The organism is Ardenticatena maritima, from assembly GCF_001306175.1.
In the GTDB taxonomy this organism is placed as follows: domain Bacteria; phylum Chloroflexota; class Anaerolineae; order Ardenticatenales; family Ardenticatenaceae; genus Ardenticatena; species Ardenticatena maritima.
In genome coordinates, this window is record NZ_LGKN01000005.1 from 206,923 (window position 1) to 226,380 (window position 19,458).

The following is a 19,458-nucleotide window of genomic DNA, read 5'->3' on the forward strand; positions in this document are numbered from 1 at the left end:
CCGAGCAGGCACCCGCCCCATCACGTGGCGGGTGCCTTATTGGAAGCGTATGCGTGCACTGAATCGCCTATCACCCATCATCGAAAGATTTTCATCGCGCCCCTTCTGGCTGCTTGTGGCAGCCCTTGCGCTGTTGACCGCTTACAGTTGGTTCGCGTGGGAATTTCGCACGCAACACGCTGAAGAGCGCCGCCTGGAAGCCGAACTCGCACGCTACCAGGCGTTCATCGCCGAAAATGCCCCGCGCATCAACCAGATAACCACACTGCAACGCCAGGCCGCTGTGGCTGAACAGCGGTTGAACGCCGCCCAAGCGCGCCTGGCGCGCGCCGACACCCCGCTCGACCTCGCGGCTACCCTGCTTGACACGGCGCGCCAGTACGACGTGGAACTGGTGACCTTCGAAGAAGGTCTCGCCGAGAAAACCGACGAGGGCATCATCCGCCAAACCTACACGCTGGCGGTGCGCGGTACGCTCAGCAACGTGCAGGCTTTCCTGCAAGCCGTGGAAGGTGATATCCTTCCCACCGCCCGCCTGCGCAACGCTCGCCTGACACGCGACGAAAACGACCCGAACACCTACACGCTCGAAGGCACGCTCGTACTCTTCACCGCACCCGCCGACACCCGTGCGGCAGGCGCCCCCCAAAGTCCGGAAGAACGCGCCAAAACGCTGCGCCGCGAGTATGAACGCGCCATGACACAAGGCGATTACGAACGCGCCATCAGCCTGCTCATTCGTCTCTCGGTCTTGACACCCAACGACCCCTCGATTGACACCTTGCTTTACGAGACATACGTCGCCTATGGCGACACCCTGCTGGCGCAAGGCTACGTCTTGCTGGCGCAAGAACAGTACGAACAGGCGTTGAGCATCAATCCCAACGGGCAAGAAGCCGTCGCCGGCTTGCTCCGCGTGAATGAAGCCCTTGCCCAAACACCGCAACCCAACCAAACAACCGTGGCGCTTGCCCCCACACCGCCGCCTTCATCCACGCCCACTCCAGCCACATCAACGCCCGTCGCTACGCCAACCTTGCCGCCCACGCAACCACCGCCGCCCACCAACACCCCCGCGCCAACGTACACATCGGCGCCTGCAACCAGAACGCCAACACCCACACGCACGCCAACGCCCACCATCACGCCAACGCCCGACCCGTATCAGTTCGGCGCAACAACGCCCTTCTACCTGCCCAACTGCGGCGTGACGATGATCAAGGGACTCATCAAAGATGAAAACGGGCAACCGCTCAACGGCGTCACCGTGCGCGTCTGGTGGGACGGCGCCGCGCCCGACCAGGTCTATTCCTATCCGTCGGGTATCGGCTACACCAACCAGCCCAACGGCTATTGGGACGTGGTTCTCGCGCCCTACCCCAAAGAGGGGCGCTGGTATGTCGCCGTGGTTGACCCAGAAACCGGGCGCGAACTCTCGCCGCGCCTGACCGTTGAAACGGACGCGAAAGATTGCCACCCCAACGGAACCGGTCGGCAAGTGGTGGTGATTGATTTCATTCGCTACGCGGGGACATACGGCACACCCGTGCCGACCAGCACGCCGACCGTCCCGCCCACAGCCACCCCCACACCAACTAACACACCGACCATCACACCAACACCGACGGCGACCCCAACCGCCACTGCGACACCTGTCGCATACGCCTGTACGGGGTGCCCGCTCGCCATTCCCGACGACATCACCACACCGCTCACCAGCAGCGTCACAGTGCCCGACACCATTTCGATTCGCGAACTCAAAGTCTTCGTCTGGATTACGCACGAAGACGTGTACGACCTGCGTGTTGAACTGATTGCGCCGAACGGGAGCACCTACCTGCTCTACGCCGACCGCGACGTAGGCGGCGGTCCCGACGAACTGCGCACGCGCTACACCGTCAGCGGCGGCTTGCCCGACACAGCCAACGGCACCTGGACGTTGCGCGTCACCGACACCAAGCCGGGCAAAACGGGCACGCTGGAAAGTTGGAACCTGGAAATCTACCCGTAGGTGTGCATGTTCTGGCAACGCTCACGCCCAACCTTGTTGCTCGAAACCGACGCCGCCCGCCTGGTCCTGTTTGAGCGCGGGCGCGCTGTGCGCTGGGGGAGCATCCCCCTTCCTGAATGGACGGCGACGCCACCGGACACCCTTCCCCCCGCCGAACCAATTGCCGCCGCATTGCGCACCCTCTGGGCGCACCACCGCGCCCCTACGCGGGGCGTCATCGTTGCCAGCGCCTGGCTGCCCGCCGATACGCGCCTCGTCCCCTGGTCGCCTGACGAACCGCCCCCCACCGAGCAGGCAATCGCGCAACGCTTCTGGGCGGGACAAGCCGTCCGCGTGGGCGTCCACCTGCTGACGCGCCACGCCGTCCCCCACCTTTTCGCCATGGCGTCCCCCCAGAACATGGTTGCTTTTATCGAAACAGTGCTGGATATGGCGGGCTTGCACATGGCGGCGCTCGAACCCAAACCCCTCGCCCTCATTCGCGGCATTGGCGCGCCGCACTGCTTCGTGCTGGACGTAGGGCGCACCATGGCAACCTTCACCTTCGTACAGGACGCCTTGCCGCTGGTCTCGGCAACCTGGCAATTGACCGCGCCCCTTCTGCGCACACACGGCGCACGCCTGACACGCCTTGCCGAACACATCCACACCATCACACAACGGGTGGCGGCGACCTACGGCAAAGAGGCGCTCGCATGCCCAACCTACGTTGTCGGCGCACTGGCAACCAGCGGCGAACTGCACGACCTGCTGACCACCGTCCTGGGGTTGTCGCTCGCGCCATTGCCCGACGATACCCCCTTCCCCACCAGCCTGCCCCCACACCTCTACATGGCTGCGGTAGGGCTGGCACGCAAGCGCATTTGACAAAACGCCACACTATCGCCTACAACCTGTGGAAAAGGTGAGCAAAACCATGGCAACAGAGTTTCCAGACATCAACCTGACCGCCCCATCATCACGTGCCGCGCGCACGTGGCAGTCGGCGTCTGCCCCCGAAAGGCTTGGGGGGCTGCTCATCATCGCGGGGCTTGTGGTGCTTGTGTTCCTCTTCTTCGTCAAACAGTCCAACGACAAGCAGCTGTCGCGCCTGCGCGACGCCGTAGAAGCCGAACGCGCACGCGCCCAAGACGTCGAAACCCTGTTGGCGGAATACGAAACGCTCACCACGCACATTCACACCACACTCGAAACAGCCGTCCGGCTTGAACGCCTTGCCGACGCCGTCGAACGCGAGGGCACGCCGTTTTCCACCGTGTTGGAAGCCGTCGCCACGGCGTTGCCGCCCCGCGTGAGCATCACCAACCTCACCGAAACAGACGACGCCCTCATCATCGAAGGCGAAGCCGGCAGCGCCTCGCTCGCCCTGGAATTTGCACGCGCACTGCAAACAGACCCCACCTGGAAGCGTGTACGCCTGGAAAAACTCGAAGAAGGCGTCCCCAACGGACCGCCAACCGCCGTCAACTTTCGGTTACGCCTGGAGAAATAAGACCTGTGGAAACGTGTGTTGTCTTTCTCTCAACGTATCCAGAAGACCAACTGGCGGGGCAAGAAGCCGCCCTTATGGCGAACATGCCCTTTTACGCGGTTGAATCAGGCGACGAAATCGGCGAAACCGTCCCCGCCCTGGCGCGCGGCTTGCTCTTCTACCTGTGGGCGCATGACGACATCACCGCCCTGACCGAACTGCGCACACGCTTCCCCGGATTTGACATTGTTGTGCTGGACCCCACGCCATCCATCGAACGCGCCCGCACCGTTATGCGGCAAGGCTTCTTCGACTATCTCTCGCACCCGCTCACCCGCGACGAAGCCCTGGTGGCGCTGGAACGCTGGCGACAGCACTTTGAAATGCGCGAAGAGCGCGAGCAACTCTCCGAAATTCTCTCGCTCATGGAGTTAGGGCGCACCATCACGAGCACGCTCAACTCCCAACGGCTCTACGAGCAAACCATCACGATTGTCCAGCGCACCTTTTTCGCCGACACCGTCTCGCTCATGTTGCTGGAAGAACAACCCGACGGTCCTCACCTCATCATCGTCGCCCAACACGGATTGCCGCCCGCCGCCGTCGCGGCGGAAGTGCCCCTCACAAACAGTATCGCGGGGGAAGTGGTGCGCAAAGGGAAGCCGCTGATTCTGCTGGGGGGGCTGGAAGGAACGCCCTACGAACATCTCGCCAGCGATACCATTGGACGTATCGGTAGTGCCATGAGCGTCCCGCTCAAAGTGCGCCGTCGCACGCTCGGCGTCATTAACGTCAATCGGCGGCCAGGGCGCACCCCTTACACCGAACGCGAAGCCCAACTCCTGAACGTGTTCGCCGCCCAAATCGCCGTCGCGATTCAAAACGCACGCCTCTACGAAAGCGTCCGCCAGGAACGCGACCGCATTCTGGAAGCGCAAGAAACCGTGCGGCGCGAACTGGCGCGCGACTTGCACGACGGGCTAACCCAACTGCTCTCAGCCATCACGCTCAGCGCCGAAAACATTCGCCTGCTGGTAAAGCAAAGCGGTATCCAGTCCGAGCGGCTCGATGTTGAAATCGAATACCTGCGCACCACCGCCCGCCAGGCCGTGCGCGAAGCGCGTTCCTTGCTCTTTGGGCTACGCCCGCTCATTCTGGAAACGCGCGGCTTGGTCGCCGCCCTGGACGAATTTTTGCAACAAATCCAAATGGGCGACCAGGACGTGACCTACCACTACATTGTCGCCCCCGACGTGCCGCGACGCCTCAACTTGCCGCTTCCCACGGTGCGCGAACTCTTTGCCATTGTGCAAGAAGCGGTCAACAACGCCCGCAAGCATGCGCAGGCGCAAAACATTCGCGTACACGTCAGCATTCACGATGAGATCACGCTCGACATTCTGGTTGAAGACGACGGCGTCGGCTTCAACATGGAGAGCATTCACCAGCAATCGGGCGAACGCTACCACTTTGGGCTGATGAACATGCAAGAGCGCGCCGAACTGATTGACGCCCGCTTGCTCATTGACAGCCGCCCTGGTGAAGGCACTCGCGTTCACGTCCAACTCCCTTTGCAGGAATACCAACCCGTACATTCATCATGAAAGCCATGCGTTGCACCATGCGTTCCATCTCGCTTGTTCTCCTGCTGACACTCTGGCTCAGCGCCTGCACCACGCAGCGCCACGACGCATCCGAGCCCTTGTTGTTGGTACCCACTAACCCGCCGCTCGCCATTGGCGGACACCAGGCCGCCCCCGCCGATGAGATCGCCAATCAACCGCCCCCCACCCTCAACGACGCCGATTTGGCGGCACGCTTGCGCACGCCGACACCCCGCGCCGCGCCCACAGCCACCCCCTACCCTGAGTATTACACTGTTCAGCCGGGCGATACCTTGCTGGCGCTGGCGGAACGGTTCAACACGACCGTGGATGAATTGATGCGGCTCAACAATCTCAGCAATCCGCACGAAATTTACGCGGGGCAAGTGCTCCAACTGCCCTACAAAACCGTGACCGCCTACGTCCCGCCTGCCCAAATCATCCCCGACAGCGAAGTCGTGTATGGACCAACCTACAAAACCTTTGACCTTTCGTCCGAAGTGCGGCGCTACAACGGCTATCTGGCGGGGTATCAGGAATGGGTGGAAGGGCGTTTGCTGAGTGGCAGCACCATTCTGCAACAGGTGGCCGAAGATTACAGTATCGGTCCACGGGTTTTGCTGGCGCTGCTCGAATTTCAAAGTGGGTGGCTCACCAGCGCGAACCCCGAAAACCGCGATTATCCCTTTGGCTTGCGCGACCCCGCCCGCAGTGGCTTGTACCTGCAAGCCTCGTGGGCGGCTAACCGCCTGAACCAGGGCTACTACGGGCAATTGAGCGGGCGCGACGCTGTGCTGCAATTTGCCTCAGGGGAACGCATGCGCTACGACCCCGCCACGAACCCCGGCACCGCCGCCGTCTCAAACGTGCTGGCACGCACCACCACGCCGGACAAATTGCCGCTGATGCTGGGCGCTTTCCAGCAAACGTACCGCCGCCTCTTTGGCGACCCCTGGCAGTACGATGTGCCGCTGCTTCCGCCGGGGGTGGAACAGCCCGCGTTCCGCCTGCCCTGGCGCGACGGCGAAGTCTGGCACTTTACGGGTGGTCCACACGGTGGGTGGGGCGATTTCAGCGCCTGGGCGTCGCTCGATTTCCTGCCGCCGGACGTGTACAGTTGCTGGCCGTCGCAGTATCCTGCGGTGGCGGTGGCGGCGGGCACGGTTGTGCGCAGCCGCGACGGGCAAGTGATTCTCGACCTGGACGGCGACGGCTACCACGGCACCGGTTGGAGCGTGCTCTACATGCACATGACCGAAGCGGGGCGCGTCACGGTGGGTATGCGCTTGCAAAAGGGCGACCCCGTGGGCTATCCATCGTGTGAGGGGGGCATTGCCGACGCCTCGCACCTGCACATTGCCCGCAAGTACAACGGGCAATGGCTCGAAGCCGACAGCGCCATTCCGTTCGTGCTTTCAGGCTGGCGGGCGGTTGCCGCACCCCGCGCCTACGACGGTTGGCTCATTCGCGGCGAAGAAGTGCGCGAAGCGTGCGCATGCCGCAACGAGAAAAACGCCATCACCGGCGAATAAACGCGCTCACGCGCGGTGCGTCGCCAGCCATTCCCGCGCCAGCCGTTCCAGCAACGCCGCTTGTTCTTCCGCGCTCTGCACTTCGCCGTCCAAAAGGGCGTTGCGCACCTGCGCCAGAATCTCGGCGTAGTGCGGACCGGGCGGCAAGCCCAATTCGCGCAGGCGGCGACCGCTGATGCTGGGACGCATATGCCGCCACTCGTCCAGATAGCGTTGCAGGTGGTCGCGGGCGCGCGGTTCATCCAGCAAATGCCACGCCACCCGCAGCACACGCTCGTCGGTGGTCTGCGCCTCGATGAGACGCACCACCTCGCTGGGGCGTTCCGCCGCCGCAAGCCGCGCCGCCTGGCTTTTCAAACCCCACAAGGCGCGCAACTTGCGAATATCGCGCCCGGCAACGCTCAACCGCTGGGCAATCCGCTCCACCTCTTCCCACGCCAGCGGCCACAACCACGCCGCAAGCAACGCCCAAAACGCCGTCAAGCCCGCTTCACGCAGTCGGCGCATTCGCTCAGCCGCGTCATCGTCGAACGTGAGGGCGGGGTCAATGGCGCGTAATGCCCCCAACGCATGCAGGCGCGCCAACATGTGCTCGGCGCGGTCTTCCTGAAAGATGAGCGCCAATTCATGGCGCAGGCGGTCGCCGCTCACACGCGCCAGCAATTCCACCGAATCGCGGATGAGTTCCAGCGTGCGCGGCTCAATTTCAAACCCAAGGCGCTGTTCAAAGCGCACAGCGCGCAAAATGCGCGTGGGGTCTTCCACCAGGCTCAGGTTGTGCAGGACGCGGATGCGCTTTTCGCGCAGGTCGCGCACGCCGCCGTAGAAATCAAGCAATTGCCCGTAGCGCGATTCATCCAGCGCGATGGCAAGCGTGTTGATGGTAAAATCGCGGCGGTGCAAATCCAGTTTGATGTTGCTCTGCTCCACCGTCGGCAAGGCGGTTGGTTCTTCGTAGAACTCCGTGCGCGCCGTCACCAGGTCGAGATGCGGGGGCAAAGTGGGGTCGCTGATGAGGGGCGAGGGGGGGCGCTCGCCTTCGCGCAAAATCCACTTGGCGGTGCCAAAGCGCTTGTGCGCCACCACACGCCCGCCGTATTTTTCCGCCAGACGATGCGCAAGCCGCACGGCGTCGCCTTCAACCACCAGGTCCAGGTCTTTGAGCGGTTGTTCAAGCAACAAATCGCGCACGAAACCGCCCACAAAGTAGAGCGAGTAGCCCATGTCGTTGGCTTCGCGGGCAATGGCGCGCACCAGGCGCAAAATTGCCGGGGGGATGGCGGCTTCCAGGCGGCGCGCAATCTCCTCGCGCGAGTAGGGTTGTTCCTGAGGAGATTGCCAGAGTTTGAGCAGGTCTGTGCGCGTGACGATGCCCACGATGCGCCCGTTTTCGAGCACAGGCACTTGCCCTACGTTGTACTCCGTCATCACGCGCTGGACACGCTCCACGCTCTCATCCGGCGTGACAAAAATAGCGCCCTTGTGCATGACGGCGGAAACAGGTTGCTTGCCCATGTGGTGGTGCAAGGCGCGGTCCACGTCGCGGCGGGTGAGCACGCCGACAACCTGTCCGTTTTCATCCACCACCGGGAAGCCTTCATGCCCCCAACGCACCATTTGCTCATGCGCTTCGCGGATGGTGGTGTCGGGGTGAATGGTGCGAATGCGTCCGCGGCTCATGATGTCGCGCACGCGGTGCGCCGGTTCGACAAAGCGGGGCAAAAGCGCGCGCAAGCGTTGGACCACCTGGTCCAGCGCCTGGTTGTCCACAAAGGCGGCGGCGGCGCGGGCGTGCCCCCCCCCGCCAAACTGCTCCATGATGCGCCCCACGTGAATATCGTCGGTGGTGCTGCGCGCCACAATTTGCACATGGTCGCCCATTTTCACCACCACGAAGAGCGCGGCGGGGTCGTGCAGTTCGCGAATGAAGTGCGAGAGGGTCGAGACTTCGTCCACGTATTCGTCGAATTCGGTGGCGGCAATGACGATCGTGTAGCCGTTTATGTCAACCGTCTCAATGTTTTGCAGCAACTGGCGATAGAGCCGCCGCTGGCTTTCGGTGAGTGGGTGGTCGAGAAACGTGCGCACCACGTCGAGGTTTGCGCCTTGTTCCAGCAACCAGGCGGCGGCGCGCAAATCAAGCGAGGTGGTGCCGGCATACGTGAGCGAGCCGGTGTCTTCGTAGATGCCGAGCAAAAGCAAAGTGGCTTCAACAGGCGTCAGCGCGATGCGGCGTTCGGCAATTTTTTGCACAAGGAGAGTGGTACAAGCGCCGGTCAATTGCCCTTCAAAGTGCCAGTCGGGGGGCAAGTCTTCCCGTTTTTCGTGGTGGTCAATCACCCGCACCAAGCGGACGGTGTCGGGGCGCAAGCCTTTGATGCTGGGGAGCGTCTGCGTTTCCACCAAAATCACGTTGACAAAGCGCGTGTTGGGCGGCAATTCGTCAATCCGCTTGAAGGGCAAGACGTCGCGGTGCAGGGCGAGAAAGTCCTGCACGTTTTTGTTGACGCGGCGCGGCAAGATGGGCACATAGGACGGGTAGAGTTTGTGCGCGCCGAGTTGCGAGGCAACGGCGTCGAAGTCGGTATGTTCGTGTGTCAGAATGGCGTTGAGTTCCATGGTGTATTCGTTGCCTTCGATTGGTTTGGGCGATGGCGGTTATTCGTCCAGGCGCACCAAAAGGCGCTGGGTGAACGCCCAAAGTCGGTCGAGCAGGGTGTCGGGCGGTGCGCCGTACAGAATGGTGTAGGCGAGTTTTTGGGTGTCGGGATAGGGTGTTTGCAGGCGCACGGTTTCGATGAGCGCGTCGGGGCGCGGCTGGAAGGTTGCCAGCCGATAGAGCGCCCGTGTCCGCACGTTGGGGTGCGGGGCGTTTTGCGCCAGTGTTGCCAACACAGCCAGCGCCGAGGCTTTGGCGCTCAACGACAACAGGCGTTCGGCGGCGGCAAGCGCAAAGGCGGCGTTGGGCGCCCGCGCGATGAGTTGTTCCAGAGCGGCGTAGGCGTGCTCGGCGGGGAGCGTCGCCAGCAGGTTGAACAGCCGCCAACGGTGCAGCGTGGGGGTGTCGGGCGCAAGCAGGGTTTCGAGAAGCGCTTGCGCGGCGATGGGAGCGCTGTCGTGCAGGGTTTGCAAGGCGGCGCTGTATTCGCTGGGCGGCGCGTCGGTGGCAATCAGCCCGCGAATGAGCAGCGGCAACGGGAGCGCCGCCGGGCGTTCCACCATGAGGAAGTGGTGCGCCATGTGGCGCACATTGGGGGTTGCGCCGTGTCGCGCGACACGTTCCAGCGCTTCGGTGATGACGGCGCGCGCTTCTTCGTGGGCGCGGTAGGCGGCGATGAGAGTGGCGACAGCGGCTTCGTTCTGTTCGGGGGACATGGTGGCGTCGGTGGCAATCGCCACAAGGACGTTGGCGGCTTGCTCGGCTTCGCCCAAGGTGATGAGTTGCGCCGCGAGGCGGCGTTGTTCGTTGGGATCGTCCGAGAGGGTGAGCACGGTTTCGGTCAGGCGTACCACCATGTCATGCGCGGTCTCTTTTTCGAGCGCTTCACGCAGGAGCGGCAAAGCGGGTTTGCCCACGTCGTGCAGGGTGCTCAGCGCCCAAAGCCGCCAGCGGCGGTCGTTGGCACGGCGGAGCAGGTCGCCGAGCACGTGCAAGGCTTCTTCGGTCGCGCCAACGTCAAGCAAGGTGCGGGCGGCGTGTTGACGCACAACGTCGGGCATGTTGGGCGCGCTCAGTTGTTCCGCCGCCAAACGGCGCACGGCGGGTTGCACGGCTTCGCGCATGAGGCGCTCGGTTTCTTGCGGGGTCAGGACAGGCAAGACCATTTGCGCGGCGGCAGGGGCGAGTTTGCTTTGTCCACGCGCCAGTTCCAGCAGGAAGGTGCGCGCGGCGTGGTGCTGTTCTTCGGTTTGGCTTGTGAGCAGGGTTTGCGCCGCCAGGAAACGCACTTTTTCGTGCGGTGAGTGGCGCAACGCGCGCAACAACGCCAGTTGGGCGGCTTGCATGTCAATGGTGCGCAATTCAATCACCGCCCGCTCGGCTTTGAGCGGGTCGGGGCTGACAGCCTGGTCAGCCAGCCAGCGCATGACCGCGAGCCGCACGAAGGGGTCTTCGCTGGTGTGGACGAGGGCGCGCAAGTTCTGATACGAGACGAGGTTGAAACTCATCATCGTGTCAATTGCCGCGCGGGCGATGGCGGCGTCTTCGTGGCGGGTGAGTTCTTCCAGCCGCACGCGCGCCGTTTCGGGATCGCCGGCGGCGGCGATGTGCGCGGCAAGCACAATTTGGCGGCGCGGGTCGCGTTCGGCGGTGTCCAGCCGCCACAGCACAGGCAGGGCGGCGGGTCCCAGCGCGGTCAGCGCGTTGAGAGCGGTTTGAGCGACGGCGGGCGCGCGGGTGTGGTAGGTTGCCAGGCGACCGTAGGCTTCGGCGGCGCCTTCGAGGTCGCCGATTTTGACGAGCACGCGGGCGGCGTGCAGTCGCGACGAGAGCGAGGCGCTTTCATCGAGCGCTTTTTGGCGATAGATACGGCGGCGCGCTTCGGCGGGAATCTCCGCGGGCGGCGGCGCGGCGTGGCTTTCGGGCACCAGCACCGACGGCGGCGGTGCGGGCGGTTCGGCGTCGGCGGGTTCCTCAGGCGCGGGTTGGGGCGCAGGTTCGGCGGGTGCACCACGCAAGAGGTGTTGCACGCGCTGTTCGAGCGTATCCAGGAAAGGCGTCAGGTCGTCGCCGTAGCGAATGATGTCGCCCGTGATGTCGGCGGGCACATGGGCTTCCTCGGCGGCGATGAGGATGACGGGCAGGGTGGGCGGCGCTTGGCGCACCATGTGCACGCCGCGCTCAGTGCCGACGTCGGCGATGAGCAGGGCGGTATTGTCGGGCAACGTGTCGCCCCCCATGCGCAAGTGCAGTTGGTGCGCGTCGAGCAGGGGTTGCAGGCGCACGGCAAGGGCTTCGTAGCGGCGGTGGGGCGGGGCGGCGAAAAAGGCGACCGCGGCGGCGGCGGGTTCCTCGGCGGGGGCGGCTTCGGTTGGTGTGTCGTCCTCGTCGGGCGGCGCATCGGCTTCTTCGGAAAGCGGCGCGGTTTGCACCTGCACACCGTACTCTTCCAAGCGGGTCAACAGTTCGGCTTCAAATTCGGCAAGGTCAACATGGCGGCTCTGCTCGTAGGGGGTGAGCACAATCGCGCATTGACCGCGCTGGGCAGTGTGCACCGCCAGCATGGCAATCGGTTCGTGTGTTTCGCCCACGAACACGTCCCACGCCGGCATCTCGCCATGGCTCAGCCGCGTCAGCCGAAACTGCGTCGCATCCGCCATCACCAGCGGGATGGCGCGTGCGACGAGACGCGCGCCGGCGTCGGTGAGGTAGGTTCGGGTTGCCGAGAGCGTCATGGTGCGCTCCTTTCTCCTGCGTTCATCTCTGCTTCCAAAGATACCACATGAGCGTACTCGTGACGAGAACAGCCCCAATCAGTTGCCAGATGGACGTGAGGCGTTCGCCAAGCAACAATGCCGCCAACACCAGCACCACCACCATGCGCCACGGGAGCATACTGCTGACCGTGGTCGCGCCGATACGGCGCAGGGCGGCGATTTGCAAGACGTTCGCCCCAAAGATGACCAGCCCGGCAAACGCGCCAAAAACCAGCCAATCGGTGGGTGTCAACTGCAACCAGCGCCCCCACTCTTCGCGCAGGAGCAGGCTGGCGGGTGTGGAAATCGCCAACACCGTGACGATTTGCGCCAGAAAGACCTGCTCGCCGCTCAGGTTGTACGCAACACTGCGGCGCACAATCAGCATGTAGAGCGCCAGCGCCACGGTGCTGAACGCCGCCAACCCAAGCCCCAGCCAGTCGGACGGCGTCAACGGCTTGATGACGCCTTGTTGCTCGATAGAGCCGCTGAGCATCAGCAAAGCGCCCAGCGTGGCTAACACCATGGCGCGCCCCGTGGCGGGGGGCGTCGGTTCATCAAACGCCAGGCGGTTGAGCATCGCCACGACAAAGGGCGTCATCAGCGTGATAAGTTGCACGTAGATGGCGAGCGTGTAGCGCGCCGCCAACAAGTTCGTGATGGAACGCGCCGCCACAACCAGCGCAATCACCGCCAAAAAGCGCGACGGGCGCGGCAGCGGTCGGCGACGCACGGCGCGCCATGCCAGCATCAGCACAAGCGAGCACGTCATGCTGACGACCAGCAGCGACATGCTGGGCAAGCCGCTGACGGTTTGCAGGTAGCGCGCCAGCACCGGATACGCGCCCCAACTGGTGTGTGAAACCAGCGCCGCCAGCATCCAGACAAGCAAGGCGCGCGTCGGCAAGCCAACGGTGTCCGATGTAGGTGTCGTTTGCTCGTGCATACATGCCACCATGTTCAAGTATGGCGCGGTAGTGTGATACCGCTATGATTTCAGAGAACCACTATGATGAAAAAATGCGCATGCAGATGGGCTGTAAAGGCATTATGGGCAAGGCAAGCGGCGCGCCAAACGCGCCAGGCAAACGGCGGATGTAGGCAAGTTGCAAACTGCGCGGTTTGCGTGTATCAATTTTGATGGTGCAACACACTGTCAAAACAGCCACATCATCTCAGTTGCCAACCCAACCATTCGATCCACGGAGGATATGCATGTACTTGTTCCCCTCGGAATGGCCTGAGTTGCGTGTGCTCGTACTCGATATTGTGCTGGAAGCCGCTACGCCCGCGGTCTTGTCCTCATGGCCCGGCTCGGCAGTACGCGGCAGCCTGCTCACGGCGCTCCGCCAACATGTCTGTACCCATTCCCCCAACCTCACCTGCCCAGTCTGCTGGCTCATCGCCCGCGAAGACCCCCAATGGCGCTGGGGACGTACCCCCGCACGCCCGTATGCGCTGGCGGTTCCCGGTGAGCAAGGGCGTCCCACGGGGCAACGTCTGCACAATTCGACCGCCGAATGGCGGCGCTTTGCCCCCGGCGCCCCCTTTCAATTCCGCCTGACGCTGTTCGGCGAAGCAACCCACCTGCTGCCGTATCTGGTGGCAACCCTGCCCTGCATGGGGGAAAATGGGCTGGGGCGGCGGCTGGACGAACTGGGCGGACGCCGCGGACAATTTGTCTTGCGTTCCATTGAAGCGGTACACCCACTCACCCAAACCCGGCAACCGCTGGTAGAAGCAGGGCGGCTTGTAGGCGATGTGTCGGCTTGTTTGGTCTCGACGCAAGACGTGCTGGCGCTGGCAGCCGCCTGGGAAAGCCAGCGCGCCTTCACCGTCTTCTTCGATACGCCGATGCGCCTCATCGAGCGGCGCGCGCTCTGCAAAACGCCCCGTTTTCGTCCCCTTTTCCAGCGGGCGCTCGACCGACTGGAAGCCCTCATGGAGCAGTACGGCGGCAAACGCCCACGTTGGGGCGACTTGCTCGCCTTGTTCGACCTGGCGGAGCGCGTGCGCGTCGCCGACTCCGAAACGACGTGGGTGGAACTGTGGAGCGGTTCACAACGCACGCAACGCATTACCCCGCTGAGCGGCTTTGTCGGGCAAGCCACATTCGTCGCCGACGATTGGTCGCCGTTTGCGCCGCTGCTGGCATGGATGCCCATCATCCAGGTGGGCAAAGATGTGGTGAAAGGCAACGGCGCGCTGCGCGTGAGTCCCGCCCACCTGTGAGGAGAACAATCCAAACGTTTGCTCGCTGATGCTGAACACGGTACAATCTCCGCAAACATCGGCGAAGATGCTCACTCCCCGCGAGTGGGCTTTTTTTGTAGGGCGGGACAATGACAGAAGACAAACGCGCGGTTGAACGCCTGGAACGGCTCCAATCCATCCTCGAAACGCTGGTTGAATTTGAAGAGACGTTTGAATTTGAAGAGGCGTGGGAACGCATTATCCGCGACGCCGTCCAACTCATGGGGGCGCGCCGCGGCACGCTCTTTCTGGTTGACCGCAACCGCGATTTGCTCTTGCCGCGTGTCTGGTACGGGGAACCCTGGACGGGACAAGGGCGACCACGCGGCTACCAGCGCGGCGAAGGCATTGCCGGGCGCGTCTGGTTGACGGGTGAACCCATCAACTGCCCCGATGTACGCCACGACCCCCGTTTTCGCCGCTCGCACGACCCCCGTTGGGCGGAACTGCGCTCATTGCTCTGCGTGCCCATTCGCGCCCGTGAGCGTGTGATTGGCGTCATTGCGGTGGACAGCACCGAGGAAAACGCCTTCCGCGAAGAGGATGAACGCCTGCTGACGACGCTGGCGCGCCATGTGGCGAGCGCCTTCGAGACCGCCAAACTCTACCAGGGGCTTGCCGACCTGCGCGATGTGGGCGAACGCCTCAACAAGATGGGACCACGCACCGAGTACGCCGACACCCTGCGCGCCATTGTCGAAAAAGCGGTGCAAGTGGTCGCGGCGGGCGCGTCCAGCGCGGGGGAAGCGGCAGCGGTCATCTACCGCTACGATGACACGCGCGGCGAATTCGACCGCCATTCGCGCGTGGCGGCGGGCTGGCGCGACTTCGACGGCGCGCTGGACGACTACCCGCGCAAAGGGGGGTTGGGGGAACGCGCCATCCTTCTGCGGCGGCGCGTCCTCTCCTACGAGCAACCCGACTTCGTCATCAATCCGGCGCAACAACAGCAAGGCGCGGCGGCGGTGGTCGCTTACCCGCTGATAGCCGCCGACCGTGTGCTGGGCGTGCTCTACGTCACCCTGCGCGACGAACGGCGCTTCACCCGCCACGAACTCATGCTGTTGGACAACTTCGTCAACCAGGCGGCGCTCGCGCTCTACCACACCGAACAAATCGGCGACGTCAGCCGCGAACTGGCGCGCAAAGTGTACGAACTGGAACAACTGCGCCGCGCGGACGCGCTCATCAGCCAGCGCCCCCATCTCGATGAAGCCCTCGCCGAAATCCTGCGCATTGCCGTGGATACCACACGCGCCGAATACGGCTCATTCCGCCTCTACAACCGCAATGACGAGCGCCTGCACCTTGCCGCCACGGCGGGCTTGCTCGCCGACCATGTGGTGCGCACGTCGCTCAGGCTCGATGAAGCCAGCGTCATCGGGCAAGCCGTGAAGCAACGCCGACCGGTGCGCGTGGATGATGTGTTCTCGCCCGAATGGAAGGGGCTCTATCGCCCCCTCGCCGCCGACATTCCCATTCGCTCCGAACTCGCTATTCCGCTCTTCAACGCGGGGGGTGGGCTGGAAGGCGTACTCAACCTGGAAAGCACCCAACCCTACGCCTTCGATGAAGAAGATGAACGCCTGCTCTCGGCGCTGGCGACGCAAGCCGTCATCGCCATTCAGGAATTCAAACTGATTGACACGATGGCGGAACTGACCGAAGCGACGCTGACGCACACCAAAACCAGCCTGTTTGAACTGGCTATCCGCCGCGCGTGCGAACTCATCAACGCGCCCTATGGCGCTATCTGGCGGCTGGAGCAACGCGACGACGGGCGCGTGCTGGTGCTGCAAGCCGCCAGCACCGGGCAACGCCGTGGCGAAACCATCCCGCTCGAATCCAGCCTGACGGGGAAAGCCGTGCTCCAACGTGCGCCCATCACCGTTGAAGATGTGCAGAACCATGCTGCCTTCCGCAACACCGAATTGGCGCGCCGCCACGGCTGGCGCTCGGCGCTCATCGTGCCGCTGCTGGCGCGCAACGGCGACCCCATCGGGGCGTTCAGCATTTACACGACCGACAAGCGCACCTTTGGCGACTGGGAAAAGCGCCTGCTCACTGTGCTGGCGAACCACGCCGCCATCGCCATTCGCGACGCCGAAATCCTGGAAACCTTGCGCGAAACGCGCGAACGCCAGGCGGTGGCGGAAACCTTCGCCGCAGTGGGCGACATTGCCGCCAATCTCCTGCACCGCCTGAACAATCAGGTGGGCACCATTCCCGTGCGCGTGCAGAGTATCGAAGCCAAATGCGCCGCCGAAATCGAGGCGAACGAGTACCTGGCGAAAAACCTTGCCGCCATTGCCGCCAGCGCCCGCGACGCCATGCGCACCGTGCGCGACACACTGCGCCATCTGCGCCCCATCGAGATGGCGCCTGTGCGCGTCGGCGACGCGCTGCTGGATGCGTTGCGCGAGGTGCGTGTACCGCCTGAGGTGCAGTTGTTCACCGAAAACATTGAAACCTTGCCCCCCGTGCGGGCGGGACGCCCACAACTGGCGCTGGTGTTTATCAACCTGATTGAAAACGCCATCGAAGCCATGCAAGGCGCCGGGCAAATAACCATCCGCGCCCACCGCACGAATGACGAGGTGGTCATTCACGTCAGCGATAACGGTCCGGGGATTCCGGATGCGCTGCTACCGCACATTTTTGAACTCAACGTGTCGAGCGGCGGCGAGCGCAAATTGGGGTTTGGGCTGTGGTGGGTGCGCACCCTGCTCCAGCGGCTCAACGGGCATATTGACGTGTTCAGCGAAGAAGGACATGGCACCACGTTCATCATTCGGTTGCCAGTCTGGGAAGAAGAACTTGCGGAGGCAGAAGCATGACTTGGCACGCACTCATTGTTGAAGATGACCCCGCCTGGCGTGAACTTCTCAGCGAAATGCTGGAAGACCTCGGCGCGCGTATCACCACCGCCGAATCGTATGAAAGCGCCATGGCGGCAATTCAGCGGGGACCTTATGACCTGGCGTTGCTCGACTTGTCGCTGGAAAGCGAAGACCACGAAAACCGCGATGGAATGCGCGTGCTGGCGCGTTTCCGCGAACAATGGCCCGACGCCGCGGCGGTGCTCATCACGGGCTACGGCACGGTAGATGTGGCGGTGCAAGCCCTGACAACCTACGGCGCCCGCGATTTCATTCGCAAGGAAACGTTCGACCGGCGGCGCTTTCTGGAAACCATTCGGCGCGTGGTGCACACACGCCCCACCCCCACCATCATTGGCGAACGCCAAGCAAACGAGGCTAGCGCGAACGACACGACGCCGGCGGTAGGCGGGCGTGTGCTGGTGGTGGAAGACAATCCGGCGTGGCAGAGCATTTTCCGGGAGTTGTTCGAGGATTTGGGGTGCGACGTGCTCATCAGCGTCAGCTATGCGGAAGCGCGGGGGTGGTTGCAGCGTGAACCGTTTGACCTGGTGGTGACCGACTTGAAGCTCGTCAGCAGTGTGTCGCCCTGGGAAAACCGCGACGGCTTCCACCTGTTGCGGGTGGCGCGCGAGAAGAACGTTCCGGCCATTGTGGTAAGCGGGTTAGCGACCCCGGAGGAGATTGATCGCGCTTTTGAGGAGTTTGGCGTGTTCGGCTTCTTCGACAAGGAAGGGCTGCAACGTGAATCGTTCTTGCGGCTGGCGCGCACCGCTTTGCAACAAGGGCAATCGCAGGGAACGGCGACGGCGCGTTCCACACAAGGCCCCAACCCGCTGGATACGCTGACGGAGCGGCAGTTGGAAGTGTTGCGCTTGCTGGCGCAGGGCAAAACAAACAAGGAAATTGCCGCGGAGTTGATCGTCACGACAAACACGGTGAAAAAGCACGTGCTGGCGATTTTCGACAAGCTGGGCGTCAATTCACGGGCGGCGGCGGTGGCGGTGGCGTTGCAGCACGGGCTGGACGTGGAAACGCAAGACGAATAGCGGGGGTGAGAAGCGGGAACACGCCCGTCAGGTTTCGCTGAAAAAAGCCACGTCTTGCGCCGAATACCCGAAAAGTTCGAGCAAGTTGGCAATCATTTTTTGCGTGCTTTGGGCACTCAGGTTCGTCTCCACCCACAGGGACGTATTGGGAATGCGTTTAGGACCAATCATCCCTGAGGGCGTCGGGGCAACGTATTGCCGCTTGCGACCTTTCAACGTCACAGCACGTTGGGCAAAATCACTGTGCTGTTCCGCAAGCACCTGACAAACCGTGAGAAGCGCTTCACGCCACGTGCGAAGCCGATACTCACGCCCCAAAAGCCGCATACCGGTTATCCGCGTATTGCGGGCGCGTTGCGTTTTTGAGCGAACGCGCCCAGAACGGGGCGCCTCTGGCGCTTTGCTACTTTCGCGCTCTGCTGGGGCGTTCTCAGCGCGACCCGTGTCAGCACTATTCCACTCATGCCACCATTCTTCATCCAAATCCAGAATGAACACCTGGCGGTCCACAATCCCGACACGATACTTGATGAGCAAGTCCAGAAGTGTCTCGCCGTCAATGAGCGTAATGGCTTTCTTTCCAGCGGCAACAGCCTCGCTACGCGCGGCCGGCGTGAAAAAACTCGTCGTGAGAATCATGCCATGTTGGTGGGCTTCCAATGAGCCACGTAATTCCCGAACAAGGCGCGCCCCTACAGGCTGTTTCCAGCGTTTCACCTGCACAGCAGTATGCAAATGCGTAATACCAGCGGCGCGAAAAATACCGACGACATCAATGCCGCCATCATTGCTTCGCTGTGTCACCTGGATGGAGTTCTCCTCAAATCCCATCTGCAAAAGCAGTTCCGCCACCAACGCCTCAAACCGTTCGGGCGGCATTTGCAACAGGCGCGCACGAAGTTCCTGGCGCACCTTTTTTTCCTGCTGGGCAATGGCGGCTTCCAATCCCGTAGGCTCCCACTCAGCCAATCCGAACACCCCACGCCCAGCACGCACAAAACGAGAACCGCTCTGCTTGGTGTCGGTGTAGAGGCGTGACCCCATGGTGGCATCAGGGGTAAGCCCGGCAGGCGCAATGAGCCCTCGTTCGAGCGCACGCTGTGTAATTTCGCGGTAATGAAGCGGCTGTCCTGCATCACGCAACACAACATATGCCGCATCAAGATACGTCATTGGGGTGGTCGAATTTGGGGTAGCCATCGTTGCTTCCAAATGGGTCGTTTCTTCTTTCATTCCTTCATTCA

General features: G+C 62.9%; 12 protein-coding genes. 8 read left to right on the forward strand and 4 right to left on the reverse strand.

What is annotated here, in order from left to right:
- Positions 1 to 49 precede the first annotated feature (49 nt).
- From SE16_RS16210 to SE16_RS08850, 5 genes are read left to right on the forward strand one after another with little or no spacing between them, the layout of a single operon-like run.
- Positions 50 to 2,011, forward strand: a complete 1,962-nt coding sequence (locus SE16_RS16210) for a proprotein convertase P-domain-containing protein (RefSeq protein ID WP_060687485.1) — start codon at positions 50 to 52, stop codon at positions 2,009 to 2,011.
- Positions 2,012 to 2,017: 6 nt separating this feature from the next.
- Positions 2,018 to 2,878: a type IV pilus biogenesis protein PilM gene (locus SE16_RS08835; protein ID WP_054492499.1), complete on the forward strand. Its 861-nt coding sequence runs from the start codon at positions 2,018 to 2,020 to the stop codon at positions 2,876 to 2,878.
- Positions 2,879 to 2,927: 49 nt separating this feature from the next.
- Positions 2,928 to 3,503, forward strand: a complete 576-nt coding sequence (locus SE16_RS08840; RefSeq protein WP_054492500.1) for a PilN domain-containing protein — start codon at positions 2,928 to 2,930, stop codon at positions 3,501 to 3,503.
- A 5-nt stretch (positions 3,504 to 3,508) separates the two neighbouring features.
- Positions 3,509 to 5,086, forward strand: a complete 1,578-nt coding sequence (locus SE16_RS08845) for a GAF domain-containing sensor histidine kinase (protein WP_054492501.1) — start codon at positions 3,509 to 3,511, stop codon at positions 5,084 to 5,086.
- Between the two features lie 17 nt (positions 5,087 to 5,103).
- Positions 5,104 to 6,618 (forward strand): LysM peptidoglycan-binding domain-containing protein, encoded by a 1,515-nt coding sequence (locus SE16_RS08850; RefSeq protein WP_161804527.1) that lies wholly within the window; start codon positions 5,104 to 5,106, stop codon positions 6,616 to 6,618.
- A 6-nt stretch (positions 6,619 to 6,624) separates the two neighbouring features.
- Here the strand turns inward: SE16_RS08850 and SE16_RS08855 are convergent, their stop codons facing one another.
- From SE16_RS08855 to SE16_RS08865, 3 genes are read right to left on the reverse strand one after another with little or no spacing between them, the layout of a single operon-like run.
- On the reverse strand, positions 6,625 to 9,237 hold the full coding sequence (locus tag SE16_RS08855; protein ID WP_060687489.1) for a CBS domain-containing protein: 2,613 nt from the start codon (positions 9,235 to 9,237) through the stop codon (positions 6,625 to 6,627).
- Between the two features lie 39 nt (positions 9,238 to 9,276).
- Positions 9,277 to 12,012, reverse strand: coding sequence for a hypothetical protein (locus SE16_RS08860; protein ID WP_060687491.1), 2,736 nt, complete (start codon positions 12,010 to 12,012; stop codon positions 9,277 to 9,279).
- A 22-nt stretch (positions 12,013 to 12,034) separates the two neighbouring features.
- Positions 12,035 to 12,979, reverse strand: coding sequence for a DMT family transporter (locus tag SE16_RS08865; RefSeq protein ID WP_200907298.1), 945 nt, complete (start codon positions 12,977 to 12,979; stop codon positions 12,035 to 12,037).
- A 269-nt stretch (positions 12,980 to 13,248) separates the two neighbouring features.
- On the opposite strand from SE16_RS08865, the gene cas6 reads away from it, so the two are divergent.
- The 3 genes from cas6 to SE16_RS08880 all read left to right on the forward strand — a co-directional run bounded on the left by cas6 (position 13,249) and on the right by SE16_RS08880 (position 18,214).
- Positions 13,249 to 14,265: a CRISPR system precrRNA processing endoribonuclease RAMP protein Cas6 gene (gene cas6 / locus SE16_RS08870; RefSeq protein WP_054493163.1), complete on the forward strand. Its 1,017-nt coding sequence runs from the start codon at positions 13,249 to 13,251 to the stop codon at positions 14,263 to 14,265.
- 110 nt (positions 14,266 to 14,375) lie between these two features.
- Positions 14,376 to 17,123 carry a GAF domain-containing protein gene (locus SE16_RS08875; RefSeq protein WP_054493164.1) on the forward strand — a complete coding sequence of 916 codons (2,748 nt, stop codon included), beginning with the start codon at positions 14,376 to 14,378 and terminating at the stop codon, positions 17,121 to 17,123.
- Complete coding sequence (locus SE16_RS08880) at positions 17,120 to 18,214, forward strand: response regulator transcription factor (RefSeq protein WP_054493165.1); 1,095 nt, start codon at positions 17,120 to 17,122, stop codon at positions 18,212 to 18,214. The genes SE16_RS08875 and SE16_RS08880 overlap by 4 nt, the downstream gene beginning before the upstream one ends.
- Positions 18,215 to 18,241: 27 nt before the next feature.
- Here SE16_RS08880 and SE16_RS08885 read toward each other — a convergent pair whose 3' ends face one another.
- Positions 18,242 to 19,414: a restriction endonuclease gene (locus SE16_RS08885; protein WP_160316992.1), complete on the reverse strand. Its 1,173-nt coding sequence runs from the start codon at positions 19,412 to 19,414 to the stop codon at positions 18,242 to 18,244.
- Positions 19,415 to 19,458: the final 44 nt, after the last annotated feature.